At 59.1% G+C, this 26,006-nt stretch carries 24 protein-coding genes; 17 read left to right on the top strand and 7 right to left on the bottom strand.

Annotated elements, in window-relative coordinates; all coding sequences use genetic code 11:
- Positions 1-39: 39 nt before the first annotated feature.
- Positions 40-873 carry an HAD-IA family hydrolase gene (locus tag H598_RS0101185; RefSeq protein ID WP_084144264.1) on the bottom strand — a complete coding sequence of 278 codons (834 nt, stop codon included), beginning with the start codon at positions 871-873 and terminating at the stop codon, positions 40-42.
- A gap of 161 nt (positions 874-1,034) precedes the next feature.
- Here H598_RS0101185 and H598_RS0101180 point away from each other — a divergent pair, with 161 nt between their 5' ends.
- From H598_RS0101180 to H598_RS0101140, 9 genes are all read left to right on the top strand, one after another.
- Positions 1,035-3,071, top strand: a complete 2,037-nt coding sequence (locus H598_RS0101180) for a TonB-dependent receptor (RefSeq protein ID WP_028111360.1) — start codon at positions 1,035-1,037, stop codon at positions 3,069-3,071.
- A 2-nt stretch (positions 3,072-3,073) separates the two neighbouring features.
- Entirely contained in the window at positions 3,074-4,378 is a 1,305-nt protein-coding gene (locus H598_RS22975) for an ATP-binding cassette domain-containing protein (RefSeq protein WP_051252228.1), read from the top strand.
- Entirely contained in the window at positions 4,368-4,994 is a 627-nt protein-coding gene (locus H598_RS0101170) for an energy-coupling factor transporter transmembrane component T (RefSeq protein ID WP_028111359.1), read from the top strand. Before H598_RS22975 ends, H598_RS0101170 begins: the two co-directional genes overlap by 11 nt.
- A gap of 3 nt (positions 4,995-4,997) precedes the next feature.
- Positions 4,998-5,537, top strand: a complete 540-nt coding sequence (locus tag H598_RS0101165; RefSeq protein WP_028111358.1) for a hypothetical protein — start codon at positions 4,998-5,000, stop codon at positions 5,535-5,537.
- Complete coding sequence (locus tag H598_RS0101160) at positions 5,534-6,262, top strand: hypothetical protein (protein WP_028111357.1); 729 nt, start codon at positions 5,534-5,536, stop codon at positions 6,260-6,262. The genes H598_RS0101165 and H598_RS0101160 overlap by 4 nt, the downstream gene beginning before the upstream one ends.
- A 7-nt stretch (positions 6,263-6,269) precedes the next feature.
- Positions 6,270-6,452, top strand: coding sequence for a hypothetical protein (locus H598_RS22970; protein ID WP_035414909.1), 183 nt, complete (start codon positions 6,270-6,272; stop codon positions 6,450-6,452).
- Positions 6,453-6,558: 106 nt separating this feature from the next.
- Positions 6,559-8,772, top strand: coding sequence for an OmcA/MtrC family decaheme c-type cytochrome (locus H598_RS0101150; protein WP_028111356.1), 2,214 nt, complete (start codon positions 6,559-6,561; stop codon positions 8,770-8,772).
- 91 nt (positions 8,773-8,863) lie between these two features.
- Positions 8,864-9,193: a DUF2956 domain-containing protein gene (locus tag H598_RS0101145; RefSeq protein ID WP_028111355.1), complete on the top strand. Its 330-nt coding sequence runs from the start codon at positions 8,864-8,866 to the stop codon at positions 9,191-9,193.
- A gap of 203 nt (positions 9,194-9,396) precedes the next feature.
- A complete protein-coding gene (locus tag H598_RS0101140) occupies positions 9,397-10,533 on the top strand; it encodes a hypothetical protein (RefSeq protein ID WP_028111354.1) in 1,137 nt (378 codons plus the stop codon).
- A gap of 117 nt (positions 10,534-10,650) precedes the next feature.
- Here the strand turns inward: H598_RS0101140 and H598_RS0101135 are convergent, their stop codons facing one another.
- Complete coding sequence (locus H598_RS0101135) at positions 10,651-12,186, bottom strand: sigma-54 interaction domain-containing protein (RefSeq protein WP_028111353.1); 1,536 nt, start codon at positions 12,184-12,186, stop codon at positions 10,651-10,653.
- A 521-nt stretch (positions 12,187-12,707) separates the two neighbouring features.
- Between H598_RS0101135 and H598_RS0101130 the strand changes: the two genes are divergently transcribed.
- The 4 genes from H598_RS0101130 to H598_RS22965 all read left to right on the top strand — a co-directional run bounded on the left by H598_RS0101130 (position 12,708) and on the right by H598_RS22965 (position 17,269).
- A complete protein-coding gene (locus tag H598_RS0101130; RefSeq protein ID WP_084144263.1) occupies positions 12,708-14,411 on the top strand; it encodes an HAL/PAL/TAL family ammonia-lyase in 1,704 nt (567 codons plus the stop codon).
- Between the two features lie 314 nt (positions 14,412-14,725).
- Complete coding sequence (locus H598_RS0101125) at positions 14,726-16,288, top strand: flavocytochrome c (protein WP_028111351.1); 1,563 nt, start codon at positions 14,726-14,728, stop codon at positions 16,286-16,288.
- Positions 16,289-16,318: 30 nt separating this feature from the next.
- Positions 16,319-16,714 (top strand): cytochrome c3 family protein, encoded by a 396-nt coding sequence (locus H598_RS0101120; RefSeq protein ID WP_035414907.1) that lies wholly within the window; start codon positions 16,319-16,321, stop codon positions 16,712-16,714.
- Between the two features lie 291 nt (positions 16,715-17,005).
- A complete protein-coding gene (locus H598_RS22965) occupies positions 17,006-17,269 on the top strand; it encodes a cell division protein ZapB (RefSeq protein ID WP_051252223.1) in 264 nt (87 codons plus the stop codon).
- A gap of 30 nt (positions 17,270-17,299) precedes the next feature.
- Here H598_RS22965 and H598_RS0101110 read toward each other — a convergent pair whose 3' ends face one another.
- From H598_RS0101110 to H598_RS0101090, 5 genes are all read right to left on the bottom strand, one after another.
- The gene (locus H598_RS0101110; RefSeq protein ID WP_028111349.1) at positions 17,300-17,506 is read right to left on the bottom strand and encodes a DUF1107 family protein; all 207 of its coding nucleotides are present in this window, start codon (positions 17,504-17,506) and stop codon (positions 17,300-17,302) included.
- 375 nt (positions 17,507-17,881) lie between these two features.
- Positions 17,882-18,493, bottom strand: a complete 612-nt coding sequence (locus H598_RS0101105; protein ID WP_028111348.1) for a thiol:disulfide interchange protein DsbA/DsbL — start codon at positions 18,491-18,493, stop codon at positions 17,882-17,884.
- A 54-nt stretch (positions 18,494-18,547) separates the two neighbouring features.
- Positions 18,548-19,543 carry a serine/threonine protein kinase gene (locus tag H598_RS0101100; protein ID WP_035414905.1) on the bottom strand — a complete coding sequence of 332 codons (996 nt, stop codon included), beginning with the start codon at positions 19,541-19,543 and terminating at the stop codon, positions 18,548-18,550.
- Positions 19,540-19,857: a DUF3630 family protein gene (locus H598_RS0101095; RefSeq protein ID WP_028111346.1), complete on the bottom strand. Its 318-nt coding sequence runs from the start codon at positions 19,855-19,857 to the stop codon at positions 19,540-19,542. The genes H598_RS0101100 and H598_RS0101095 overlap by 4 nt, the downstream gene beginning before the upstream one ends.
- On the bottom strand, positions 19,821-21,239 hold the full coding sequence (locus H598_RS0101090; protein ID WP_051252296.1) for a protein adenylyltransferase SelO: 1,419 nt from the start codon (positions 21,237-21,239) through the stop codon (positions 19,821-19,823). The genes H598_RS0101095 and H598_RS0101090 overlap by 37 nt, the downstream gene beginning before the upstream one ends.
- A gap of 65 nt (positions 21,240-21,304) precedes the next feature.
- On the opposite strand from H598_RS0101090, the gene H598_RS0101085 reads away from it, so the two are divergent.
- The 4 genes from H598_RS0101085 to H598_RS0101065 all read left to right on the top strand — a co-directional run bounded on the left by H598_RS0101085 (position 21,305) and on the right by H598_RS0101065 (position 25,997).
- Positions 21,305-21,664: a DsrE/DsrF/TusD sulfur relay family protein gene (locus tag H598_RS0101085; protein ID WP_028111344.1), complete on the top strand. Its 360-nt coding sequence runs from the start codon at positions 21,305-21,307 to the stop codon at positions 21,662-21,664.
- An 89-nt stretch (positions 21,665-21,753) separates the two neighbouring features.
- Positions 21,754-22,161: a nitrous oxide-stimulated promoter family protein gene (locus tag H598_RS0101080; protein ID WP_028111343.1), complete on the top strand. Its 408-nt coding sequence runs from the start codon at positions 21,754-21,756 to the stop codon at positions 22,159-22,161.
- 559 nt (positions 22,162-22,720) lie between these two features.
- The gene (locus H598_RS0101070; RefSeq protein ID WP_028111341.1) at positions 22,721-24,766 is read left to right on the top strand and encodes a S9 family peptidase; all 2,046 of its coding nucleotides are present in this window, start codon (positions 22,721-22,723) and stop codon (positions 24,764-24,766) included.
- A 91-nt stretch (positions 24,767-24,857) separates the two neighbouring features.
- Complete coding sequence (locus H598_RS0101065) at positions 24,858-25,997, top strand: linear amide C-N hydrolase (RefSeq protein ID WP_028111340.1); 1,140 nt, start codon at positions 24,858-24,860, stop codon at positions 25,995-25,997.
- Positions 25,998-26,006 lie beyond the last annotated feature (9 nt).

Raw genomic sequence — 26,006 nt, 5'->3', positions numbered from 1 at the left:
CGCCACTATAGCAAAAAACACTGAGTATTTAACCAGTATTCAGAGGGGCAACTGCAGCAGCTGCGACAGCCGCTGAAAGGCAAAGGTGGGCAGACTGGCGGCGAGCGGTCGCGCCGCCTGCTCATAGGGGGGCGTCAACCAGCCGCTCTGACAGCCGGCCCGATTGGCTCCGGCCACATCCGCATTGGGGTGATCGCCGATGTGCAGCAGCTGAGCGGGCGCCACCCCCAGTCGCTGCCAGGTCTGTTCAAACAGGGACGGGTCGGGCTTCATCGGCCCATGCTGACCGGCATAGCGGGCTACCACAAACGGCGCCTGGGGCCAGAACCGGGCCAGATCGGCGTTGCCATTGGTGATCGCCGCCAACGGACAGCGCCGCGCCAGGCGTTGGATCACCTGGCGCACCTCGTCGCTGACCACAATCTCATTGCGCCACTCCAGGAAATTGGCCATGGCGCCATCGGCCAACTCCGCCGAGGCACAGTCGGACAGCCCTAACGCCAGCAACCCCCGTTCCAAGGTGCGGTGCCGCAACCGGGTGGTATCGTGACGCAACTCCGGCGTCAGCCTCAGCTGATGGGCCCGCTGCTGCCACCACCAACGACGCTCTCCGGCCTGGGGAAGGCGGCTGTGATGAGCCAGCCACTGCATCAACCGGGCTTCGGCGGCCAGCAACACCGGCTTATTGTTGTATAAGGTGTCATCCAGATCGAAGCTGATCGCTTTCACCGGATGCAGGCGACGATAAAACTGCATGGGCATCCACCCCTGTTCAAGAATGCCCCTAGCATAGCACTGCTGGCGGCGACGCCTAAATGACGCCGCCATCGACAACCGCCCCTTTCTGTCCGGACAGGCCGCTCCCTGAGACATTCTGTCCCGGCGCAATGGTTATTTCAGGTCACTCTTTTCCTTTGGGCGCATTTACTGTTGATCCAGCTCTAAGGACCAGCGCAAGGCGATTGAAGATAACGTGACCAAGATCCGAAAATGACCTCACAACTCCAGTCTGATTACAAGTGGAACAACAGGTTATGCGGTTTACTACGGTGGCAAGTGCCATTGCACTGGTGTGCAGTGGCTCGACTATGGCGACGGATCAATCCGATTCCGTGTTTGACGTTCAAGAGGTGATCGTGGTGACCGGTGACGCACCGGCCCCCCAGCAACTGGCCACCACCAGCTACAGCATCTCCCAGGAGGATCTGCAGCAGCAGGGGGCCCTGACTCTGGACCAGGCGCTGACCAAGATTCCCGGTGTCTATGTACGCACCGGTGGTGCCGGTCGACCACTGATCGACATTCGCGGTTTCAAGACACGCCATGTACTGCTGCTGGTCAACGGCGTACCAGCCAACAGCAGTTATGACGGCCAGTTTGACGCCAGCCTGATCCCTGCCAGCCGCATCGAAGAGATTCAGGTCAGCATGGGCCCAAGCTCGCTGCTGTACGGCACCGGCGGTAATGCCGGGGTCATCAACGTCATTACCCGCACCGGCATCGATGCCAGCAGCGTCAGCGCCGAGGTGGGTGCCGGCAATGACGGTCGCTGGACAGCCAATGCCAGTGTCGCCGGTGCCACCGACACCCGCAACCTGCTGCTGAGCTACAGCGGCAGCGGCCAGGACGGCTTCAACCTGGCCGACGACTTCACCCCGGGTCCGGAAGAGAACGGCGGCCAGCGCAACAACAGCGATAACCGCTCGGACAGCCTGTATGGCAATGCCGAGTGGCAATGGGGTGACGACACCCGCATGAGCCTGACCGGCGAATACGAGCAGGCCGAGTGGGGCAAGCCCAGCCGAGTCGGCAACCTGGCCGACAGTAAAATTAAGTACGAACGGGTGGATGACCTGAAGAAAGGTGGCATCCAGTTCAGCGTGGCGCACCGCCTCAACAGCCACAACAGTGTACGCGGTTTTGCCTACCACAATTGGCAGGACAAGCTTGAAAATCAATACACCAACGCCGACTTCGATGCCTACAAGCAGCAAAGCGACTCTACCGCGACCAATCAGGGCTTTAATGGCCAGTGGATTCTGAGCAATCAACAGCACGTGCTGACCACTGCGGTAATTCTGGAAAACCAGCAGTACGATGCCACCGTGATTAAAGCCGCCAGCTCCGGCGGTGGCGGCGGCAAGGGGGGCAACAAAGCCCAGGCCCGAGCCGGTGGCAACGGCGGCGGCAACGGCGGCGGTAACGGCGGCGGTAACGGTGGCGGCAACGGTGGCGGCAGTGCCCCCAGCATCAGCCACCTGGACGAGAGCCAGAACCTGTACACCCTGGTCACCGAGTACCAGTGGCTGGCCAATGGCGACTACGGCGCCACCCTGTCGGCCGGCTGGCACCGCAGCGACATCGAAGAGAAGAACCGCTATTCCGCCCTGGCTTCCGGCTTCTACATGCTGGGCAACAACACCCAGCTGCATGCCTCCGCCGCCCGCAAGGTCCGCTTCCCGACGCTGCGCAACCTGTACGAAGGCAGCGGTGCCAACGCCGAGCTGGAACCAGAAACCACCGAGCACTTCGAGCTGGGACTGGAGCAACAACTGGATGCCGCCAACAGCTGGATGGTGTCGGTGTACCACAGCGATGTCGACAACTACATCGAAAAGGACAGCAACGATGTCTACCGCAACTACGCTGAATACCGATTCCAAGGGGTCGATCTCGGCTGGAGCAACCGTTCGCTGGACGCGGTGGATCTGGATCTGACCTACAGCTATCTGGATGCGGAAAATCGCGGTGAGGACGATCAGAATCGCGATCAATTGCAGAACCGTCCGACGCATACGGTGAAGCTGAGCCTGCTGACCCGACTGCCATGGGAAGTGACCGCCCGCCTGGACGCACAGCGGGTCATGGATCAGGTGTACTACGACGCCAACGGCCCGGTGGACATCGATGACTACAGCCTGGTGGATCTGAGCCTGGGACAACCCCTGCCCTGGCAGGGCACCTCCTGGCAACTGACGGTCACCAACCTGCTGGATGAGTACTACGAGCAGAGCGAAGATCTGCCCGCCGCCGGACGGCAGTGGATGCTCAGCCTGCGCGCCGAGTTCTGAACATGACGGCACTGACCCTTACCGGGGTCACGGCAGAACGTAACGGCGCCCCTTTGTGGGCGCCGTTGGATCTGCGCCTGCCTAAGGGGCAGGCCCTACTGGTGTCCGGCCCCACCGGCTGCGGCAAGAGTACCCTGTTGCAGATCCTGGCTGGCATTCAGCCGATCAGCGGTGGTGACCTGCGTCGCCCGAACCGCTGCGGGCTGGTGCTGCAAGACCCCAACCTGCAGCTGCTTCGTGATCAAATTGGACCGGAGGTGGCCCTGGGCCTGGAGACACAAGGCGTCCCCTCCAAGCAGATGAAAGCCCGCGTTCGCCAGGCTCTGGATCTGGTGGAACTGGACCTGCCCCTGAACCACCCCACCCGAGCCCTGTCACTGGGACAGAAATACCGGGTGCTGATGGCCGCCCAGTTAGTCAGCCGGCCAGAACTGCTGCTACTGGACGAGCCTTGGGCACAACTGGACGATCAGGGTTTCGCTCAATTGCAGGCCCTGCTGAACCGCCTCAAACGGCAGGGCCTCACCCTGGTCATTACCGAGCATCACAGCGACGGCTATGGCGACCTCATCGACCATCACCGCTGGCTGACCCAGTCCGGTCTGGGTCAGCCACCGCAACCGGATTCACAGTGCCAGTCACTGGCTCTGCCCCCGCCCGTGGCCCCAGCCTCGGCGCTGCTGCAGTTAACCGCCATGACCCTGACACTGGGGAACCAAGACCGACTTAAGGCCAGCGCACTGGCCATTCACCCTGGTGAGTGCGTGCAGTTGTGGGGCAACAACGGCAGTGGCAAAACCACCTTGCTGCGGGCCCTGTGTGGACTGACGGCCGCCCCCGACGGCCAGGTTATGGTACTGAATCGCCCGCCGCGTCTCGACAGCCATGGCGGGCAACTGGCGCTGGTGTGCCAGGAGCCCGCTCGCCAGCTCAGTGCCACCACCGTCGCCGAAGAGCTCAGGCTGTCCTTGCGGCAACTGGGGCTGCCAGAGTCTCAGTGCCGACAACAGGCCGACCAGCAATTGGCTCAATTAGGCCTGAGCACCTTGGCCGATCGTTCACCGCTGACGCTGTCTTACGGGCAACAGCACCTGGTGGCCATCGCCAGTCAGCTGTGTCGACAGCCCAGGCTGCTGTTGCTGGATGACCCCTTTGCCGGACTGGACGCCGACTCCAGCCAACGTTTATGGCGTGCGCTGGCGCAGCGGCTGCAACGGGGGGGCGCAGTGCTGATCGCCAGCCACCGGCCTCTGCCCTTGAGTCACCGCCAGTGGCACATCGAGGCGGGAGAGATCCATGAAGGTTAGCACCCGCAGCCGTACCCGGATTAAGTTGGCACTGGTTCCAGTTCTGGCAACGGCGGCACTGCTGTTGCCCCCCTGGGCGCTGGCGCCACTGACCATGGTCAACCTGAGTCTGTTACTGCTTCAGCCTCAGGGGCTCAAGGCCCTGTCTCAACTGACCCGGCTGCTGCTGGTGCAGCTGGTGCTGATTGTGTCGCTGTACCTGATCCGTTTCGGCCTGAACAGTTGGCCGGATGCGCTGTTGCTGTGTCTGAGGATGACCCTGATGCTGGTTCCCGGACTGTGGTTTTTCCTGTCCACCCCGGGTCACCATACCCTGGCGGCCATTCGAGGCTGGATGAGTGACCGCAACGCCCTCATTCTCGGCGCCTGCCTCAGCCAGATTCCGCTGATCGCCGATGAGGCCAAAGAGCTGTACCTGTTGCAACGGCTTCGAGGCGCGCCCATCGGCAGCGGCGATTTGTGGCGCCCGGCCGCCTGGAAGGCCCTGGCCAGCCAGGTGCTACTGCCATTACTGATCCGCTTGATTCGATTGAGCCAACTGCAAGCCACCGCCCTGCAGGCCCGGGGCTATTGCGATGACAACCCCAAGCCCATGACCCACTACCCGGAGGAGTAATCCGTGAACCGTTTTTCACTCAGCGACGCCATACTGCTCAGCGGCCTGGCCCTGCTACTGGTTAGCTTCAAAGCCGTGGTGCGGCTGAAGCTGGGCCTGACTGGCCATTCGATGTTCCTGCTGGTGCTGGTCTACCTGCTGGCCCGCGGCCTGGTCCCACAGCGGGGCTCGGTGCTGTACTGCGGCCTGATGACCGGCTTGCTGGCATTGATCATGGGCGTCGGCAAGGGCGGTCCGCTGGTGCTGCTGAAGTTTCTGCTGCCGGCCATGGCAATGGAGCTGGCCCTGCTGCTGTTGCCCATGGCCCCCTGGTTTACCGCTCAGGCGCTGCTGGTGGCAGCGGCAGCGCTGACGGTGTGGGTTGGCAAAGGGGCATTGGAGCTGTGGCTGGCGGGCGCCGACCCGGCCCTGATCCTGGTCCAGTCCGGCTGGAAGACCCTCGGCGGTGGACTGTTCTCCATTCTCGGGGCCTGTTGCACCCCTATGCTGCTGCAACGCCTCGCTCATCACCAATTGATTCCCACACACAGGCAACCACAATGACCCTCTACCTCTGCATCGACGACACCGACGAGATCGGCACCAAGGGCACCGGAGAACTGGCCGAAGAGCTGGCCGAAAAAATTCACCAGCTGGAGCTGGGCCACTGCTCGCCGGTGACCCGACACCAACTCTTTGTCCATGACGACATTCCCTACACCTCCCACAACAGCGCCATGTGCTTCTGCATTGGCGAAGCCGGCGATCCGGATCGCATTCGCCAATTGGCCGTGGAGCACCTGTTGTCGGAATCGGCACCGGGATCGGATCCGGGCCTGTGCCTGTTCAGCGACGCCGACACCGAGGCTCGACGAGCCCTGATTGAATTCGGACTGCGGGCCAAGAAAGAGGTGCTGACCAAGGAGCAGGCTTACGAGTTGGCACAGCAATGCCAGGCCAGGCTGTCAGAGCACGGCGGCAGTGGCGACGGCGTGATCGGCGCCCTGGCCGGCATCGGCCTGAGACTGTGCGGCAATGACGGCCGCTATAAGGGCCAACTGACGCTGCCCGAAGGGTTAGCACAGCCAGTCAGCATCGCCGCGCTGCTGCGTCACACGCCATTGGAGCAAGTCTGGACCCTGAGCCATCAACCGGTTCCCAACCACACTCGAATCGAACTGGAAGGCAAACTGAAAGCGGTACAGCTCAATCACCGCATGACCCTGTTGGTGGCCTTCGACGGCGACCGTTGGTTCAACGCCCAAAAACGCCACCTGAAGCATTATTGAGGACACTATGGAAAGCAAACACAGCCGCATGGCTGCCCGCGAGTGCCGCTGGTTCATCGCCGACGACGAAGATGAACAGGTGGACGACACCCTGCGCTCCTGCGTCAACTGCGCCTACCGGCGCTGGTTGCAGGAAGGATACCACTGCGTTCACCCGCAAAAGCAGCTCGAACAGGCAAAAGCCGACTAAAACACTAGGTTTTATCACTGAAATAACATCCACTTCCACACTGTCCGAACCGTGAAAGCTCGCCTACATTTTAGAGGCCCGCAATCAACAATCGAAAAGGACAATGATGATGATTCAGTCAGCTGCAACACGCTCAGCCCTGCTGCTGGGGGCCTCTCTGTTGATCTTTGGCTGTGACGGCGACGATGGCGCCGACGGCGCCCCGGGGCCGGAAGGTCCCCCTGGACCTCCGGGGGATCCCGGCCTGCCTGCCGGCTCCTTTACCCGCACCGCAGAATCGGCCGCCGAGGTTGAGCTGATGCTGCAACCCGGTGACGTGGTGGTCACCGGCAGCGATCCCTTCAGCATCGAATTCAGCGCCAGCGGCCTCAATGGTGGCAACCGAGTACCCCTGGTCGGGCTGTCACGCATCGCCCTGTACGTGATGAATCAGTCGACCAACAGCGGCGACAGCGGCGCACCGACCCAGTGGCAGAGCCACACTCAGGCCAACGGCGCCGGCTCGTCCATGACCTGTACCCTGACCGGAAAAACCACCGACCGGGGCGGCAATGAGATTAATGCCTGCACCCTGGTCGAGGATGAGGCCACTCCGGGCCGTTACCACGGCAGCTGGAGCCATGATGGCAATGCGCCAGTGGTGCTGGCCGATGGCGACCCCAACTTGCTGCACCGGGTGATCATTCGGGCCTATGATCTCAATGACAGCAATGGCGAAGGGGTGGCGGACAAAGTGCTGTCGACACCGCTGGACTTCATTCCCGCCAGCGATGCCCTGGCGGTCTCAGTCAAAGACAGTGTCACCAATGGCGCCTGCATCCAGTGCCACGGCGCACTGCCAGGCTACCCGGATGACGACCCGCGCATCGCCTACCTGGACACCCACTCCAACTACCAGAAAGTGGAGCAATGCGTGGCCTGCCACACTCCGGCCCTGGGCGATGCCGATTTCCCCGCCATGATTCACGATCTGCACGCCGGCATTCGGGACGGATTTGACGCGGTCGGATTTCCCGGCGAACTGTTTCAATGCAAGCACTGTCACGGTGAACAGGACAGCTGGCAGGCCAACCTCTACGGCCAGGCCTGTCAGTCCTGTCATACCAGTGAGGACGCCGCCAACCACATCGCCGCCGTCGGCAGCGATCGCAGCTGTGACAGCTGTCATGGCCCCGATGCGCCACCGGCGGGTCCCGGACTGCCCGGTACCGTGGAGTACAGCCACCAACCGATGCGCCGGGCACTGATGCTGGCCAATGAAGGGCTGGGGTTTGAGTTTACCTCCGCAGTGGTCAGTGACAACGGCCTCGCCGATGACCTCAGTACCCTGACGGTCACTGCCAATGTCACCTTCAATGGCGCCCCCGCCGCCGACGATTTCGACTTTACCCCCTACATGACCAACACCGGTCGAGGCATCCTGCTGGGCAACGTCGATACCGACGGCGTGGTGACCCGCAATGCCACCCTCACCATCAACGCACCGGATCGGGTCAGCCTCAGCGGCGGCGTACTGACGGTAGCGAAAGATCTGGCCGACAGCAGCTTGAGCGGCAGCATCTATCTGACCGCCGAGGTGCAGTTCTGCGGCGAACAGGGTGCGGCGATGCCCTGTGAGGCCGACGGTACCGGCTACGCCAATCACGCGCCGGTGGCCTACTTCAACCTCGACGGCGGCAGCCCGACAACGGCTCGCCACAGTCAGCCCGACCGGGTCTCGGTAACCGAAACCGCCTGTAACGCCTGCCACGAAAACCTCACCCACGTGAAAGGCAGCCATGGGGTAACCGAGTTTACTCAGTGCATGCATTGCCACAACAGCACCTGGGCCGGCTCATTCCACCCGACGGTCAATGTGATTAATGACGATGGCAGCGCCACTGAGGTCGAGGGCATCCGCTTCAGTAACCGGGATCTGGTCACCGTGGTTCACCGCTACCACAGCGGCGCCTGGGACAACGACCAGGCCCAGGGGGTGTACCTCAACGCCGAGGCCGAACTGCAAGGCTACCCCAATGGCATTGTCCAGTGCGGTGCCTGCCACAGCGCCGATCAACCGCTGTTTGCGGCCGACGGCGGCCTGATGTCCGGTAAACGGGCCATCGCCATTGGCACCGACCAGTACGTGTCTCCCGTCGCCGCCAGCTGCCGCTCCTGTCACGCCCACGCCGATGCCGCGGCCATGGCCCATTTCGAGAGCAACGGCGCCACCGTCGACAGCAACCCGGACAGCAGCGCCAACCTGCCGGTAGAGAGCTGCAGTACCTGTCATGGCGAAGGCAAAACCTTTGGCATCGACAAGGTCCACGGCTCGGACTGACCCCTGCACCAAAATCCTTCAGGGGGCTTCGGCCCCCTTTTTGCTGGCACCTGAGGTACACTGGGTCACCATTTCTCACCTTAACGACTCCATGAAAGCAAAGAACCAGCAGGCCGTCTCCCCCCAGGTGGTGGCCCAGGCCGATAAGATTGCCAAGGCCACCCAAAAACCCGGCCAGACCAAAGAGCAAACCCGGCTGATCGCCAAAGGCATCGAGAAAGGCATCGCCGAATACAAGAAGCGTGAAAAGGCCAAGGCCCGCGAGCGTGACAAGCAGAAGAAGCGTGAACAACGGGACAAATCCCAGCCCGAGCAAGCGCCGGTGTCGATGGACACCACCTCCCGGCAGACCGCCCTGCTTCCCTGGATTCTGCTCGGACTCAGCTGGGCCGGTTTCCTGACCTACCTGTCGATGGCCTGACCCTCAGAGGCGCCGATTCGCCCGAATCGGCGCCTTGCGCATGTGAAATATCGTTAATCTCACGACATCTCGTAACCGCAAAATCACCAGATATCGTTTTTGCAAATCCGGATTCAAGAAATTCAGCCGCGATTCAGGTTTTTTCCTGCTTGGCACAGCCCGTGCTCTGTATTTACCACAAAAACAAACACTGAAAGGTAAATATGATGAACAGCATGCGCCTGACAAAATCTGCCTTAGTTATTTCGGCACTCTTGTCTTCTTTATACACCGTAAATGCCGCGGCAGAAGATGGCATGAATATCGGTGGTTCCGTTCGTGTTAATTACGGCATGAAGCTGTATAACGACCAGTCAAAAGATAAAGGCGGCGACCTGAATTTTGACGTATTAACGCTTAAATTTGATGGCACCCACGGCGACTGGGGTCTGTCCAGCGAATACCGTTTTGCCTCCGGCAAAAACTTCATCAAATGGGGCTACGGTTACTACAACATCGATCCGGAATGGCAGCTGCAGTTCGGTATCAACAAGGTCCCATTCGGTAACCCGGGTTTCATCTCCAACAGCTGGTGGTTCGGTCTGCCTTACTACCTGGGCTTCGAGGATGATTTCGATGTTGGCGCCAAAGCCACCTTCGACAACGGCAAATGGCACACCGACATCGCTTTCTACAAGAACGGCGAATACAACTCCAAAGACACCAAAGCCTACGCCCCTGACATCTTCTCCGGCACCGTTAACGGCACCGAGTACAACAACGAAGAAACCAACCAGATCAACCTGCGTCAGACCTACACCCTCAGCGACGGTGACCTGAAAATCGTCATGGGTGGCTCTTTGGAGTACGGCCAGATCTACAACAGCAAGACCGAGAAAAACGGTGACCGCAACGCCTTTGCCGTCCACATGGACGCAGGCTACCAGGGCTGGAAACTGCAACTGCAAGCGATGCAGTACGAATTTGATGCCGAAAATCCAGACGGCATGGACAACAACAAGATCGGTCTGGGCGGCGCTGGCTGGCAGTATGAAGTGGCTTCCAAGGGTCAGATCTACTCCTTCAACCTGGCGAAAACCATCCCGACTTCCTGGGGCAGCGTCAAGATCTACAACGATTTCGGCCTGATGACTCCCGACGTGGATGACAGCAGCTACGACAACAGCTACCAGAACGTTACCGGTGCCGCCTTCTCGGCCGGCCCGATCTACATCATGGCGGATTTCATCATGGGTAAAAACATGACCTTCTCCACCAAGATGGACGACCACGTTGGTCTGCCAGAAGCCGGCGACGGCTGGGATCAGCGCATCAACATCAACTTCGGTTACTACTTCTAACCGAACCTCAACACCCTGTTTTATTTCCTGACCCTTTTGCCACCGCCTGAGCGGTGGCTTTTTTATGGGGCATAAAAAAACGCGGCCGTGGCCGCGTTTTTCTTTCTAGACGCTGAATTACATCAACCCCAACTTTTTCATTCTGCTGCGCAGTGTATTGGGGTGAATCTCCAGCCTCTCCGCTGCCCCACCACTGCCGTGAATCTTGCCGCCGGTGATCCTCAGGGCATGCTCAATGTATTTGGCGGTCATGGTGTCCAGTGACACCAAGTGATCACTGGCACGACTGGGGTCGATCACCACCGTCTCTCCGCCACCACTGTGACCGGTTTCCGGCTCGCCGCCAGTACTGAGAAAGTCAAACACCAACGGCGCCCCTCGGGACTGAATCATCGCTCGCTCGACCGCATTCACCAGTTCACGAACGTTGCCCGGCCAGGCGTAGTTCTGCAGCTTGGCCAACTGTTCCGGGGCAATGGAGGGCAAGCGATCCAGCTTGAAGCGGGTCAAAAACTGCTCCAGCAGATGATGAACCAGCAACGGCACATCTTCACGGCGATGGCGCAGCGGCGGAATGGCGATGGGGAACACATTGAGCCGGTACCACAGATCCTCACGGAACGAGCCAGCCTTAACCATCTGCTGCAGATCCCTGTGGGTCGCCGCCACGATGCGAATGTCCAATTCCACCGGTTCGATGCCCCCGACCCGAACAATGGTGCGACTCTGCAGTACCCGCAACAAGCGCACCTGGGCCGACAACGGCAGCTCCCCCAGCTCGTCCAGGAAGATGGTGCCGCCGTTGGCCTGCTCGAAATAGCCCTGCTTACGCTTCTCAGCGCCGGTAAAGGCGCCCTTTTCATAACCAAACAGTTCGGAATCGATCAACGAGTCGGGAATCGCCCCGCAGTTCACCTTCACAAACGGCTTGTTGGATCGGGAAGAACGGGTGTGAATGGCGTTGGCAATCACCTCTTTACCACAACCGGTCTCACCGTTAATCAGCACCGTGCTGTCCAGCGGTGCGATGGCCTCGACCTGCTCCATCACCTGACGCAGACCACTGTTGGCGCCGATGACGTCTTCTCGACTGTCGATAGAGCGGCGTAAGCTGCGGTTCTCCGCCTCCAGTTGCGCTTTCTCCGCCAACAGGTTACGCCCCTGAAGGTTGAACGCCGTCACCATGCTGAAGGGCTGATGCAGGGATTGCAGCAGATCCGCATGGCGCGCGCGGAAGCTTTGCTCCTGGTTGGCGTACAGTCCCACCACCCCAAGATGAAAATCATCACACTGCATTCTTAACAGCATCAATGATTTGGCACCGGGAATAAGCTGCGACAGCACGTGATGGCTGACCCCATCCATAGAGATGTGGTTCAGAATGCGGATGGGCGGTCGCTCGCGATCATTGAGGGAGTCACACATCTCGGGCGTCAGCGCGATGCGACGATCCAGCAGTTGTCCCCCCTGACGGTCGGCGTGCGCCACCATCTGAATCTCCTGGCTCTCTTGCATAAACAGGTTGATGTAGATGCCATCGATGGGAATGTGCTGGACCAGGTAGTCAAAGCAGTGCTTCAGGGACTTATCCAACTGCAAACTGCCGGACAGGTGCTGAGTCACCTCATAGAAAAACTTCAGCTCGGTAGACATAACACTGGGCCCTCAATTACGAATTGTCGTCATTTTAAAAGCTGAAGCGAGGCAATACCGAGGATTGGGTCATGTATTTGAAGCTAAAAAAGCGATATTAAGAAAACACCTGAAAATCACCGATTATCCACGACAAAAAAACTAAAATGCCAAATGAGATCCAGTCTACATATTTCACTAATTTATTAATTCTGACCTCATTTCAATTATTTATATCGATAATAAAGGATCCAGCTCACAGTTATTGTCGCAGCCCACTTAGGCTCATGAAAGCCACGGTTATTTGAGCAAGCTCACAGCCTGATAATTCCTCAGTTGCAGCCATTACCTCACCCCACATTTACTGCCACACTCTGTTCACCACCACCGCCACTGCCATAGTTAGATTTCGTAGCGTCCCACGAAATCCGGTAAGTCGTTTCACGGCATTTCGTAACTGCCCGTGGCCGATCATAGTTCCGCCCCCAAAACCGGCTTTTGGCACGGCTGGCACACAAGCTGCAATTGTCTGTCATCGATGAATGGGAATCCCTGTTTGTCTTACGCAGACTAACAATACAAAAGCTGGAGAAAGCATAGTGAAAGCTGTAACAAGTAAAGTTGCTGTTGCACTGGCCCTGAGCCTGACCGCAGGTTCGGCATTGGCCAAAGACACCATCACTCTGAACGGTTTTGACATGACCATCGACCAAGCCTGGGCCATTGCGGCTGGCGACGCCGATGTGGATATTGCCAACAAAGCAGAAAAGCGTCTGGACAAGGCGTACGACACCCTGATGACCGCAGCACGCCTGGGCAAGCCGGTCTACGGTCTGACCGTGGGTGTGGGCCTGAACAAGGACCACAAGCTGTTTGATGCCAGCGGTGAAATGACCAAGGAAGCCCTGAAGGCATCCAAAGAGTTCCAGATCAACGCCCTGCGCGCTCACAGCGCCGGCGTGGGTGAGCCGATGCCTGCCGAAATGGTTCGTCTGGGTATGGCGGTGCGCCTGAACACCCTGCTGCACGGTCAAACCGGCGTACAACCTCAGGTCGCGGATCTGTACGAAGCTTACCTGAACAACGACATCGTGCCGGTTATCCCATCCAAGGGTACCGTAGGCGAAGCCGACATCCTGCTGGCGTCCCACGTGGGTCTGGCAATGCTGGGCGAGTGGGAAGTGTTCTACAAGGGTGAGCGCATGAGCTCTTCCAAGGCGATGAAGAAAGCCGGCATCAAGCCGCTGGACCCCATCGGCAAAGACGCACTGTCCATCCTGTCCAACAACTCCTTCGCCACCGCTTACGCCATGCAGGGTCTGAAAGACGCCGAGCAGGTTCTGGAAGTGGCCCCAACCCTGTTTGGCCTGTCCCTGGAAGGTCTGAACGGCAACGTGGCGCCATTCCTGCCACAAACCAATGGCGTGCGTCCGTTCCCTTACGTTCAGGCGACCTCAGACACCATCCTCAGCAAGCTGGATGGCTCCTACCTGTGGGATCTGAACGACACCCGTCCACTGCAGGATCCGCTGTCTTTCCGTACCTCCGGCTACACCTTCGCCATGGCTGAAAAAGCGGCGGACGAGCTGGAAGCGATGCTGAAGATTCAGATCAACGCCTCCGACGACAACCCGGCGGTCGTACTCAACCCAGGTAAGAAATACGTCAACAAGCCTCAGGTTGCCAAGTACCTGATCGACGGCAAAGGCGGCGTATTCCCGACCACCAACTTCAACCCACTGCCGGTGGCCATGGCGGTACAGCAGTTGAGCGTGGCAATGACTCAGGTGTCTCACAACTCCGTGATGCGCTCTACCCGTTTGTCCGATGACCACTTCACTCACCTGCCGCGCTTCCTGACTGCGCCAGGCAACATGGGTCACGCCTTCGGTGCCATTCAGAAAGCTTACGTTGACCTGCACGTTCGCAACAAGCAACTGGCTCAGCCAGTCAGCTTCGAGGGTGTGGCCATCGCCGGTAACATCGAAGACACCTTCACCAACCTGAAGCTGGCTTCCGACAACCTGATTCAGATCTCCGACAACCTCAGCACCATCTTCGGTCTGGAACTGTTCCACTCCGCTCAGGCCATCGACCTGCGCAAGCTGGACAACCCTAAGCTGAAGCTGGGTAAAGAGACCGGTAAGATGTACAAGGAATACCGCAAACTGGTTAAGTTCGTGGACAAAGACCGCCCTTACACTCCGGACTTCAAGGCCTCTACTGAATTTGTAAAAGCCTACTAAGTCACTCCGACTCTCGCAAAAGCCGGCCTCAGCGCCGGCTTTTTACGTTATTTCGTAGAAACACCCCAAATGCCACACCCGTACCACGCCAACAAAACAAACTTTCGCTTTTATCCCCTCATGTCGCGATCCCAACCAGCCAGACGAGCACCAGCATTCGTAACCCCTACTAAATACCGTAACCCCATTCCCCGAAATGTCGTGCTCGTGTGGGGCCGATCATAAATCCCCTCCTTTTTCCCTGAAAAACCCTAACTGGCACGACCTTCGCACTGACTCTGGCATATCAATGCCAAGGTGCACTGGAGATTAAGATGACCAACAACAACAACATGGTGGCGTCCCGTCGGGCGTTACTGAAAAAAGGCGCCGCGCTGGCGGCCGGCATGGGCACCATGATGGTGACCGGCCAGGCTCAGGCCAAAGCAAGCTGCACACCCGCCCCTCAACAGTTCGACGAAGTGTTCGACATCATCGTGGTCGGCTCCGGCTTTGCCGGCATGTCGGCGGCGGTACAAGCCGCCGAAGAGGGCGCCAAGGTGCTGGTAATCGATAAGATGCCGGTGTTTGGCGGCAACTCCACCATCAACGGTGGTGCCATGGCGGTGGCAGGCTCAGAACTGCAGGCCAAAGAGGGCGTCAACGACAGCATCGAGTTGATGGTCAGCGACATGCTGAAATCCGGCCGGGGCATGAACGACGTCAACATGCTGAAACTGGTATGCAACGGTACTTCAGAGTCGGCCAAGTGGCTGGAAAGCTACGGCACCGTCTGGAAGCCTTTCGTTCAGCACTTCGGCGGCCACTCCGTGCCCCGCGTCCTGCAGACCCGCGAAAGCTCCGGTGCCGGCATCATCCGTCCGCTGATCAAGGCGGCAGAGAAGATCGGCGTCACCATGTACAAGCAAACCAAGCTGGAGTCTTTCATTCAGGATGACGACCAGCGCGTTATCGGCGTCAACGTCAAAAGCCAGTATTTCTTCCCGAAAGAGCGGACCGGCTCGATGCGCACCCTGGGCGCCCGCAAAGGGGTCATCATGGCCACCGGTGGCTTCGGTCGCGATATCGACTTCCGTCAGATGCAGCAACCTAAGCTGACCTCGGAACTGGACTCCACCAACCATCCGGGTGCCACCGCCGGCGCCCTGAAGCAGATGATGCTGATCGGTGCCAACCCCATCCACCTGGACCAGATTCAATTGGGTCCCTGGTCTTCTCCCGATGAGAAAGGCTTCGGCACCGCCTCGCAGTTCAACACCGCCGCCACCTACCAGAACGGCATCGTGGTCGACGCCCGCACCGGTGAACGCTTCTTCAATGAACTGGCGGACCGTAAGGCCCGGGCCGACGCCATCATGACCCGCCGCGATGAGCAGGGCAAACCGGTGTACCCCATCGGCCTGACCAACGCCAAGGGGGCCGCCAAGGCGCAAACCCTGGCCTGGGGCATGAAGTACGACGTCATCAAGAAAGCCGACACCCTGGAGCAACTGGCCAACGAGTACGGCATACCGGCCGACAAGCTGAAGGCCCAGGTGGCACAGTGGAACCAGTTTGTGCGCGACGGAGAAGACCAACAGTTCGGGCGGCCGCTGATGCAGGCCTTTGAGCTGACGGAAGGGCCGTGGTACGCGGTGCGGATGTGGCCAAAAGTGCACTACTGCATGGGCGGCGTTCGAGTGAACACCCAGTCTGAGGTGCTGCACCTGGTGTCCGATAAACCCATTGCCGGCCTGTACGCGGCAGGGGAAGCCACCGGCGGCATCCACGGCGCCTCTCGCCTGGGCGCCTGTGCGGTGGCCGAAGGGGTGGTAACCGGCCGCAATGCGGCTCGCAGCGCCGCAGCGGCGTCCGCCATTTCCCTCAAGCAGGCTTAAGCCAACGCCCTTTTGAATTCAGGAGACAGCATGTCTACTCGCAACGCACTTATTGCCGCCTTCATCGCCGCCGGCGTGAGCCTGTCCGTTCCGGCCCTGGCCGCCAAGATGCCACTGAAGTCGTATCACAAAGAGATTTTTACCGACGAACAGGGCAACGTCGAGTGCTCCACCTGTCACGGTGACAGCAAGCCCTACACCATTCCGTCAGAGGACAACTGCCTGACCTGCCACGGCAGCAAAGAGGAGTTGGCCCAGCAGACGGCCCGTCCGGGTCACGGCGCCGACTACGAGCCGAACCCTCACGACAGCCTGCACTATGGCCAGGATCTGAGCTGTGTCTACTGCCACGCTCAGCACAAGAAGACCGAGGTCTACTGCAACAACTGCCACGAGTTCAAATACCCGGACCTGAAACGCAAGTAACCCCCCGGCTCCCCGCGGATCGTCGCCGGGGAACCTCAACGCGGTCCCATGGCCACCTCTCATCATCGGGTGGCCATGGGCCTCCCTGCGCCAGAGCCTGGCTCTGGTAAGCGTTGGTTATCTCACCCAAGGACCCCGGCTTTGCTAGGAAGCCGGCCCTTTTTCCTCCTTGCGCGCCCCCCCTCCAGCACGGAGCCGAAAGATTGGCAATCCCTCAGGCAAAATACCGTGATCACAGCCGCAGGCACTGATAGAATCGCTTTCTGTCCAAAATTAAGTAGTAACTGTCGTATGAGCTTAGAACTGTTAGATAAACTGGAGTCTCGCGTACAAAATGCGCTGGAGACCATCGAACTTCAGCAAATGGAGTTGGAAGAGGAGCGGACACGCGCCCAGGAACTGGAACTGCGCAACCAGCAACTGGAGCAACGCACTCAGGAGCTGGAACAGCAACTGGCTGCCTGGAACAGCAAAGCGGAAGGGCTGTTGAACAAACTGTCTCAGGCCGATGCGGAAGCTGAGCCGCCGACACCAGGCCTGAGCGAGTTAGCATAAGACTGACCGGCCTGAGGAATCAGGCCAGTATCAGGTCGCTGCTGCGGCGTCCGGCTGCAGCAGATCATTGAGTTCGTTGATCACCTCACGGACCTTGGGCAACGAACGAACGGGCATGATGAATCGCCCGGCTTTAAACTCCAGTCGACCTACGTGCTTAACCAGCACCACCCCATCCCTAAAGACTCTGGCGTGTTTCGCGATCATCCTTGGCGCGTAGATTGGGAAAATTCTCACCGACAAAATTCCTTGTTTTATTCTGGCTGATGCACACTATCAGACCGCGGCAATTGTATTTAGTTTTGCTCGCAATACAACCTACTGATATTAGATTATCCCAAAGCTTTCCGTAGTGAATTTTTGACACCCCGTCATTTGGCATCATGTTGCAAACTTGTTACTGTGATTTGGCAGTGTTCCTAACCGCGAGTCATGACGGTTAGTTCCGCCGTCTCGAGGGGTATGGGGCTGAGAGGCGGCAGGAGTCACGCTCGCTTTTGATCGGTGTTGCACCGATCTTTTTTTATTAACATAAATTGCATTCAATATACAAAAACATCGTGTAACAAAAAGGGGAACCGAGCGGTTCCCCTAGGTGGCCTGATGCAGCACTCAGTCCTGTTTTTTGGCCAGGTAGTTGATCAACTCAGACAGTTGCTCGGCGCTTTCCAGCCCGCCCATCTCCACCTGATACTTGCCGTTGACGATGATCGCCGGCACACCGCGGATACCGCTGCTGATCTGCTCTTTCTTCCAGCTCTTGACCTTAGAGTTCACCATAAAGCTGTTGATGGCTTTGTCGTACTTCTCGCCATCAACGCCCTGATCCACAAACAGCTGCTTGACGTCACTACCGGTGCTGAACTTAACGCCGTTGTCATGAATGGCGGAAAACAGCGGCTTCTTCACCTGCTCGGACACCTTCATGGTCTGCATTACCGCCAGCGCCTTGGTCATCTCGATCCCCATGGGACCGCCAATGAAGTCGACGTGCTTCTGCTCAAACTTGATGCCACTGTCCAGGCTCTTTTTCAGGTTGGGCAGGTGCACTTTTTCAAAGGTGTAGCAGTGGGGGCAGTAGAAGGAGAAAAACTCAGTCACCCGAGGCTGCCCCTGAACCGGCGCCTGACTGACGACTTTGTAGTGCGTGCCTTCCTCAAATTGGGCCGCCAGGGCCAGCGGCGCCAACATCAGGGTAAACGCAATCGCGAGTAATTTTTTCATAGTGCCTTCTCTAAACAATTCTCAAAAACTGCGGCTCACTGTGCCACAACAGACTCAAAAACTTAACCCCGGAGACAGCGACAACGCCGGCTCCTGTAGGGCAGACAGTTGCTCTTTCATTGCCAGCACCTGATCTTCCCAGAAGCGATCACTGCCAAACCAGGGGAAGTTACGTGGAAACGCGGGGTCCTGCCAACGCAAGGTCAGCCAGGAGAGGTAATGCACCATCCTCAATGCCCGCAGCGGCTCAACCAGCTGTAATTCAGAGTGGTCGAAATCACAAAAAGTTTCATACCCTTCCAGCAAAATGTCCAGCTGCATCTGCTGATGGCTGCGCTCTCCCGCCAGCATCATCCACAGATCCTGCACCGCCGGGCCGGTGCGGGCGTCATCGAGATCGACGAAGCCGGGTCCGTCCGGGGTCCACAAAATGTTGCCGGGGTGCATGTCGCCATGCAGGCGTTGAGTGCGTACCCGCTGCCACGGCGCCTGCGCCACTCGCTCCAGCACCTGATCGAGGACGGTAAAAAACGCCGTCTCGATGTGCGACGGCAGCTGCGCCTGTTGCTGCAGCACCTGCCGAGGCTGATGGCCATGGGTGTCGATCGTCAGCGGCGCCCGGTGGGCAAACTGGCCCGCCTGAGCCACCTTGTGCATCCGCCCCAGAAACACCCCCACCTGTTCCAGCTGCTCGAGGTTGTCCACCTCAAACTCACGGCCACCGATGCTGTCCCACAGGGCAAAGCGGTACCCCTGGTGCTCAAACAAACTGGTGCCGTCGATCCGTTTCGGCGCCGCCACCGGTACCTCCGCCGCAGCCAGCTCATGGGCAAAGGCGTGCTCCTCCAGAATCGCCGCTTCGGTCCAGCGCTGAGGCCGGTAAAACTTGACCACATAGCGACGACCGTCGTCGGCACGAAACTGGTACACCCGGTTCTCGTAGCTGTTCAGTGGCAGCAAACCGGTTTCCGGATACAAGCCGACGGACTCCACCGCGTCTAGGATGCAATCGGGACTCAGGGAGTGAAAATCAAATTGAGCGAGGGTCATAATGAGGTCCAAAGTTGTGCCAGGTATTCGGTCACCTCCTGATCGCCGGCACGTTCGGCCTGCAACCACAGGGTGTCGCACAGCGCTTCGTACTGCAGCGCCAGTCGACACCCCTCAAACTCCAGCAACCACAGGTGACGGTCCGCCCCCCAGCTGTGCTCCAGCAGGCGACAGTCGAGCCGGGCCAGCATCAAGGGGACCAACTGCGCCAGGGTGTCGTCATCGGCCGCCAGGGTCCACAGCAGTTGACCGGTGTCGGCCTGCCACCGAGGTGCACTCAGCTGGAGCAGGAGAGGGTGATCGATTGCGCCCATGAAGGGGGTGCCTCTGTGTAGTGAGGGTGATCCGGGTGCTCATCATAGGGATGTCGCAGGGCCTGATGCAACTGATTCAGTGGCGCGGCATCGCCGTTTTCGGCGGCTTCGATGGCCTGTTGGGCCAGGTGGGTGCGCAGAATCACATTGGGGTTGGCTTGAGCCCGCTGCCGCTGCCAGGGTTGCAACTCCGTCAACGCCAACCGGTCACGGTAGCGGCACAGCCAGTCTGACCACTGGCTGTCCCGTCCCAGCCACAGCCCCAGCGCATTGTCGTCCTGAGTGGGATCCAATCGGCACAGGCTGCGCAAGCAAAGGTGAAAGTCCACCTGCTGACGTCGCATCATCCCCACCAAGTCCGCCACCAGATCCAATCGAGGCTGAATCTCCCCTTCGGACACCACCCCCAATCGCGCTTCCATCCGCCACAGGTATCGGGCCACCAGTTGCTGCTGATAGTGACTCAGCGCCGCCGCCATCATCTCGGCATCCAGGTGATCACTGAGCGCCAATGCCAGCCGCTGCAGATTCCACCAGCCGATGGCAGGCTGCTGATCGAAGGCGTAACGACCGTGGTGATCGGAATGATTGCACACCAAACCGGGATCGCAACGATCCATAAAGGCGAACGGACCATAATCAAAGGTCTCGCCCAGAATCGACATGTTGTCGCTGTTGAGCACCCCGTGGGCGAAGCCCAACGCCTGCCAGTCGGCAATGGTCTCGGCGGTCCGCGACACCACCTCGAAAAACCACGCCTGTACCGGCTTGGCGTCACTCAGGCAATCGGGAAAGTACCGCTCCAGGGTGTAATCGATCAGGGCACTCAGCACCTTTGGCTGATCGCTGTGCTTAAAGTATTCAAAATGACCGAAGCGCAAATGACTGCGGCTAACCCGCACCGTAATGGCCCCCCGCTCCTGCTGCTCCCGCCATACCGGGGTGTCCGATCCCAGCACCGCCAGCGCCCGGGTCGTGGCCACCCCCAGGTGGTGCAACGCCTCGCTGGCCAGAAACTCTCGCACGGCGCTGCGGATCACCGCCCGACCGTCACCACCGCGGGAGTACGGCGTCGGACCACTGCCTTTGAGGAACAATTCGTAGCCGTGCAACTCCCCCAGGTGACAGCCACGACCGTCACCCAACCTTGGGGTATAGCCGCCAAACTGATGGCCGGAGTAAACCTGGGCCATCGGCGCTAAGCGAAACGGCCCCTCACCATTACACTGCTTCAGCAAGGCGGTGGTCGCGGTGGCCGGCAAGCCAAGGGTATGGGCCATCTCCTCACTCCACCCCAGCCACACCGGCTCGCGCAGCGGCGACGGCTCAACCGGCTGGGCCAGCCCGGCGACCGCCTGATTGATTCCCGCAGACAAATTCAGCACAATCTTTCTCCTTGATCCAACGCTCATTTCCGCCTTTGCCGGCCCTTTACCAGGAGACCCCTATGACATCCATTCTGATGGTGGCCCACGACAGTCCTTACGGCAGCGAAAAGCTCTACAACGCCCTGCGCATCGCCCTGGCGATGCAGGAGCACGGCGATCAGCCACTCAGCCAACGGGTGTTTCTGATGTCCGATGCCGTGGTCGCGGCCCTAAGTGGCCAACAGACCCCGGATCTCAGCTACCACATTGGCCAGATGATCGAACTGTTGCTGGCTCAGGGCGTGCCGGTGAGCCTGTGTAAAACCTGCGCCGAAGCCCGGGGCCTGACCGAGGACAGACTCATCGAGGGCGTCCAGATCGGAACTCTGGTTGAACTGAGCCATTGGACACTGCACAGCGACAAAGTGCTGCACCTTTGATCCGGTTCGCAAATGCGGCGGCGCTGCATAGATAGATTCTCAATACCCGTTAAGATACCACCATACCTGAGCCAATAACTGGGTTATTTATGAAAAGCCGCATTTTGCAAGGCCGCCTGGCCAATGAATACCGCACCATGGGCCACATGGCCCAGATCTATTGCCGGGCCAATTGCCACGGCCAACGCAACCCACAGGGCCTGTGCGACCAATGCCAGGCTCTGCTGGATTACGCCGAAACCAAGCTCGACCGCTGCCCCTATGGCGACAGCAAACCCACCTGTGGCAAGTGTCCCATCCACTGCTATAAGCCGGAGCCCAGACAACAGGCCCGCATCATGATGCGCTACGCTGGCCCGAGAATGCTGCTGCGCCACCCATTGGAAGCCCTGCAGCACCTGCGGGACAATCGCCGCCCGGTACCCGCCAAGCCGCCCATGCGTGCCAATCGACGCCGACGTCAGCGGACCCCAGACTCACCGTCAAAAGCTGAATAAAATTCATATATTTCAGCAACTTTCACATACTGCGCGCGAACAACACTCAAGCGGATGAAATCTAAAGAAAAATCACTGAAACAATTCATAGAAATCCTCGCATCTATCTATTTTTTATAGCTTTTTTGATTTTATTTGGTACCATTCGCTGCGCTGTCAGACGGGTCGACAGACAGGATATCTGCGACCTGAACATCCCTGACTGCTCCGCCCCACGGCTTATGACCTCATCAAGGATGAACACGGATGAATTCGCGCCTTTTTTTGCGACCGCGCGGTCGCTTTCGGACCCTTCACTGTACCGCCTCCGTGGCCTGGTCCGAATCTTGAACCTTTGCGCCAATGCCATCCCGGTCACCGCCGGGTACCTCGGTGATCCTGAACGGATGATCGGGCAGTGATCGATTATTGGTGGGTCGGTTTCCCTCGACCGGCCTGCCACCTTTCCCTTTGTGGTTATACCAGCCGCCAAAAAGCACAAATCCCGTTATTAGCTCTACTCTGAGTTGTGAGAATTGGGTAAGCTCAATGCCAATAATCACAACAAGGACATAACCCCATGAAGACAGCTTGGCTCCCCGCAGCAATTGCGGCTGCCCTCGCAGCACACCCGGCTCTGGCCGAGCGCACCCACGACATCACTCCCAATGATTTTTTCTCCATTCAGGGCATGAGCCAGGTCCAGTTGAGCGCCGATGGCGAGCAGGCCGTCTGGGTACAGAGTTACTGGGATGAGGCCGCCGATAAGAGCCTGAACGATCTGTGGCGCGTCAAGCTGGGCCAGCAAAAACCGGAGCGCCTGACCTTCAGCCCCGACAAGGAGTCTCAGCCTCGCCTCGACAGCGACGGCAAGTACCTGTACTTCCTGCGGGCAGAAAAACGCGGCGAAGGCAAACAGCCGCCCTACAATGGTAAGAGCCAGATCTTCCGCATGCCGCTGAGCGGCGGCGATGCCGTTCCCCTGACCCGGGAAGAGCAAGGAGTGAAGCACTTCGAACTCGGTCAGGACAGCCTGTGGTTCAGCACCAGCCGCAGCCACACCGAGCAAGACGCGTTCACCGCTCAACGCAGCGCCAACAAGGGCCCCAACTATGGCCATGGCAGTGTCGACGTCAATCCCATCTACAGCCTCAATCTGCAGAATTTCCGTACCGAGCTGCTGCTGGATGACGACAAAGTGGTCTGGGACTTCGACGTCAGCCTCGACGGCAAACGTCTGGCACGGGTCACGACCACAGATAACGAGTTGATCTTCCTGGAAGGCTGGTCTCACGTCGAAGTGTATGACATCGAGTCCGACACCAATACGGTGCTGGAAGACAGCGCCTGGCGTGAGCAGGCCCCTTCCCCATACGGCTGGTTGATGCACCCTAAGTGGAGCCCGGATGGCAACAAGCTGGCCTGGCGCATCGATTACGACGGCCATCCCGGTCAACTGTTTGTGGCGGCCATTGGCGACGACAATCAGGTACAGTGGCAACTGGACCTCGAACGCCCGGGCAAAGCCACCCTCAACGGCTCCGACAGCCTCTGGCGCCCCAACAGCGACGAGCTGTGTTACCGCGGCGCCGAGCAGGGTTCGGTCAAGATCTTCTGCACCGACATCGATGACGGCAAACAGGGTCGCACCCGTACCCTGACCGACGGCGACTATGTGGTCGGCAGCTACGCCTTCGATGGCCGCGGAAAAACGATGGTCATGAGCCACAATAGCCTGGATCACTTCTACGATCTGTATCAAGGCAAAGTGGGCAAAACGCCGCACCGCATTACCAACATCAACCCGCAAACCGATAACTGGAAACTGCCTCAGATCAGCCGCTTCCAGTGGACGGCACCGGATGGCAGTCAGGTAGAAGGGATGCTGGAACTGCCCCCAGGCTATAAGAAATCCGATGGCCCGCTGCCGCTGGTAGTACAGATTCACGGTGGTCCCACCGCCGCCACCCCGTACGCCCTGCAGCACCGCTCCTATGGCCGTGCCAGTTTCGCGGCCAAGGGCTGGGCCTTGCTGTCCCCCAACTACCGCGGCTCCACTGGCTACGGTGATAAGTTCCTGGTGGAACTGGTTGGCCACGAACACGACATCGAAGTGAAGGACATCGAAGCGGGCGTCGATGCGCTGATCAAAGAGGGCATTGCCGATGCCGACAAGCTGGCCGTGATGGGGTGGAGCAACGGTGGCTACCTCACCAACGCTCTGATCAGCACCACCACCCGTTACAAGGCGGCCAGTTCCGGTGCCGGTGTGTTTGATCAGCGCCTGCAATGGCTGCTGGAAGACACCCCGGGCCACGTCCTCAACTACATGGAGGGCCTGCCATGGGAAAAGCCGGAGGCCTACACTCACGGTTCCAGCCTGACCCACGCCGGCAGCATCACCACCCCGACCCTGATCCACATGGGCGAAAATGACCCCCGGGTTCCGGCGCCGCACGCCAAGGGGCTGTACCGCACCCTGCGCCACTATCTGGACGTGCCCACCGAACTGGTGATCTACCCTGGCGAAGGCCATGGCCTGAGCAAGATGTCTCATCGCAAAACCAAGATGAGCTGGGATCTGGCCTGGTTTGAGCATTACGTACTGGGCAAAGAGCTGAAATAACTCAGTTTATGCTAGTTGAAAGGGGTGTCGTCAAACACCCCTTTTTTGTAGCTTAAAAGGTCCATTGGCACATCAAAAAGGACCTTTACCCATGTGCACCCATCTGACTCTGGCCCCCCAGGGCAGCATCAGCAACGACAACCCGCGCCTGTCTGGCCGCTGCCACGACTTTCCCTTTGTAATCCCCACCACCCTGCAATTGGTGCCCAAACAGGCGGAACTGTTTGTCGACGGGCCTCAGGCGTCCACCGGCAAGCGCTACGGTTTTGCCTCGGTGCGGGCCTCAGACAATCTGCAGGACTACCCGGTCACCCCGTGGATGACGCAGGCCCTCAAAGGCAAGTTTAAAGCGCTGGCCCAGAACACCTTTTACGACGGTCTCAATGAAGTCGGCCTCAGTGGCTCGGCCCTGTATATGGTGGGCTCACACTATGAAGCGGTCAGCGACACCCGGGCCGGCGTGCCCTACAACCAGCTGGTGGGCTTTGTATTGCGGCATTACGCCAGCGTGGATGAGATTGAGCGCGACTTCGGTCCTGACGGCCCGCTGGCGGTGATCAACCCGCTGCCCGGCGTACTGGAACAGATTCTGCCGCTGCACATGGCGTTCACCGACCAGGCGGGCAACGCACTGATCATCGAGTGTCTCAACGGCGAGACCCAGCTGTATCGTAATCACCACGGCGTCATGACCAACCAGCCCTCCTACCCCTGGCAGTTGAATAACCTCAACCACTATACCCACCTGTCGTGCACCAATGTGGTGAAGTTCGATGATCAGGGTCAGGCTTACCAGGCCAACGGCAGCGGCCTGCAGGGGTTGCCCGCCGACGCCACTCCGGAGTCACGCTTTGTGCGCGCCTTCAAAATGCGTCAGGCCGGAGCCAGCATCAACCCGGACGAACCCGCACACCTGAGTTATCAGCTGCGGATCATGCAGATGTTCAAGGTATTGCAAACCATGTGGGTGCCGATGGGGTCGGTGCTGGAAAACACCAGCCTGGGACGGGATGCGGCGCCGGTGGACAAGCTGTTGCTGGACCCACCGAAAAACCTGAATGACTTCAGCCAGTTCTGCACCATACGGGATCATCAGAACTGCTACTTCTATTTCAGTACTTACAGCAACCCGGGCCTCAATCGGCTGGATCTGCCCCAGCGACTCGCCGGAATCAGTGACATCGAAGAGATCGAACTGTTCCCCACCGAGCCGTGGTACACCGCGGTGTAGTGCCCCGGC

The organism is Ferrimonas kyonanensis DSM 18153 (genome assembly GCF_000425405.1).
GTDB lineage: Bacteria > Pseudomonadota > Gammaproteobacteria > Enterobacterales > Shewanellaceae > Ferrimonas > Ferrimonas kyonanensis.
The sequence above is the reverse complement of the archived record's forward strand: the minus strand, read 5'-3'. Positions and strand labels throughout refer to the sequence as shown.

Bases quoted from the DNA above. Each gene is read 5' to 3' on its own strand.
- H598_RS0101185 (WP_084144264.1), bottom strand. From the start codon at position 873: ATGTCTCAGGGAGCGGCCTGTCCGGACAGAAAGGGGCGGTTGTCGATG.
- H598_RS0101180 (WP_028111360.1), top strand. From the start codon at position 1,035: ATGCGGTTTACTACGGTGGCAAGTGCCATTGCACTGGTGTGCAGTGGC.
- H598_RS22975 (WP_051252228.1), top strand. From the start codon at position 3,074: ATGACGGCACTGACCCTTACCGGGGTCACGGCAGAACGTAACGGCGCC.
- H598_RS0101170 (WP_028111359.1), top strand. From the start codon at position 4,368: ATGAAGGTTAGCACCCGCAGCCGTACCCGGATTAAGTTGGCACTGGTT.
- H598_RS0101160 (WP_028111357.1), top strand. From the start codon at position 5,534: ATGACCCTCTACCTCTGCATCGACGACACCGACGAGATCGGCACCAAG.
- H598_RS22970 (WP_035414909.1), top strand. From the start codon at position 6,270: ATGGAAAGCAAACACAGCCGCATGGCTGCCCGCGAGTGCCGCTGGTTC.
- H598_RS0101150 (WP_028111356.1), top strand. From the start codon at position 6,559: ATGATGATTCAGTCAGCTGCAACACGCTCAGCCCTGCTGCTGGGGGCC.
- H598_RS0101145 (WP_028111355.1), top strand. From the start codon at position 8,864: ATGAAAGCAAAGAACCAGCAGGCCGTCTCCCCCCAGGTGGTGGCCCAG.
- H598_RS0101140 (WP_028111354.1), top strand. From the start codon at position 9,397: ATGATGAACAGCATGCGCCTGACAAAATCTGCCTTAGTTATTTCGGCA.
- H598_RS0101135 (WP_028111353.1), bottom strand. From the start codon at position 12,186: ATGTCTACCGAGCTGAAGTTTTTCTATGAGGTGACTCAGCACCTGTCC.
- H598_RS0101130 (WP_084144263.1), top strand. From the start codon at position 12,708: ATGGGAATCCCTGTTTGTCTTACGCAGACTAACAATACAAAAGCTGGA.
- H598_RS0101125 (WP_028111351.1), top strand. From the start codon at position 14,726: ATGACCAACAACAACAACATGGTGGCGTCCCGTCGGGCGTTACTGAAA.
- H598_RS0101120 (WP_035414907.1), top strand. From the start codon at position 16,319: ATGTCTACTCGCAACGCACTTATTGCCGCCTTCATCGCCGCCGGCGTG.
- H598_RS22965 (WP_051252223.1), top strand. From the start codon at position 17,006: ATGAGCTTAGAACTGTTAGATAAACTGGAGTCTCGCGTACAAAATGCG.
- H598_RS0101105 (WP_028111348.1), bottom strand. From the start codon at position 18,493: ATGAAAAAATTACTCGCGATTGCGTTTACCCTGATGTTGGCGCCGCTG.
- H598_RS0101100 (WP_035414905.1), bottom strand. From the start codon at position 19,543: ATGACCCTCGCTCAATTTGATTTTCACTCCCTGAGTCCCGATTGCATC.
- H598_RS0101095 (WP_028111346.1), bottom strand. From the start codon at position 19,857: ATGGGCGCAATCGATCACCCTCTCCTGCTCCAGCTGAGTGCACCTCGG.
- H598_RS0101085 (WP_028111344.1), top strand. From the start codon at position 21,305: ATGACATCCATTCTGATGGTGGCCCACGACAGTCCTTACGGCAGCGAA.
- H598_RS0101080 (WP_028111343.1), top strand. From the start codon at position 21,754: ATGAAAAGCCGCATTTTGCAAGGCCGCCTGGCCAATGAATACCGCACC.
- H598_RS0101070 (WP_028111341.1), top strand. From the start codon at position 22,721: ATGAAGACAGCTTGGCTCCCCGCAGCAATTGCGGCTGCCCTCGCAGCA.
- H598_RS0101065 (WP_028111340.1), top strand. From the start codon at position 24,858: ATGTGCACCCATCTGACTCTGGCCCCCCAGGGCAGCATCAGCAACGAC.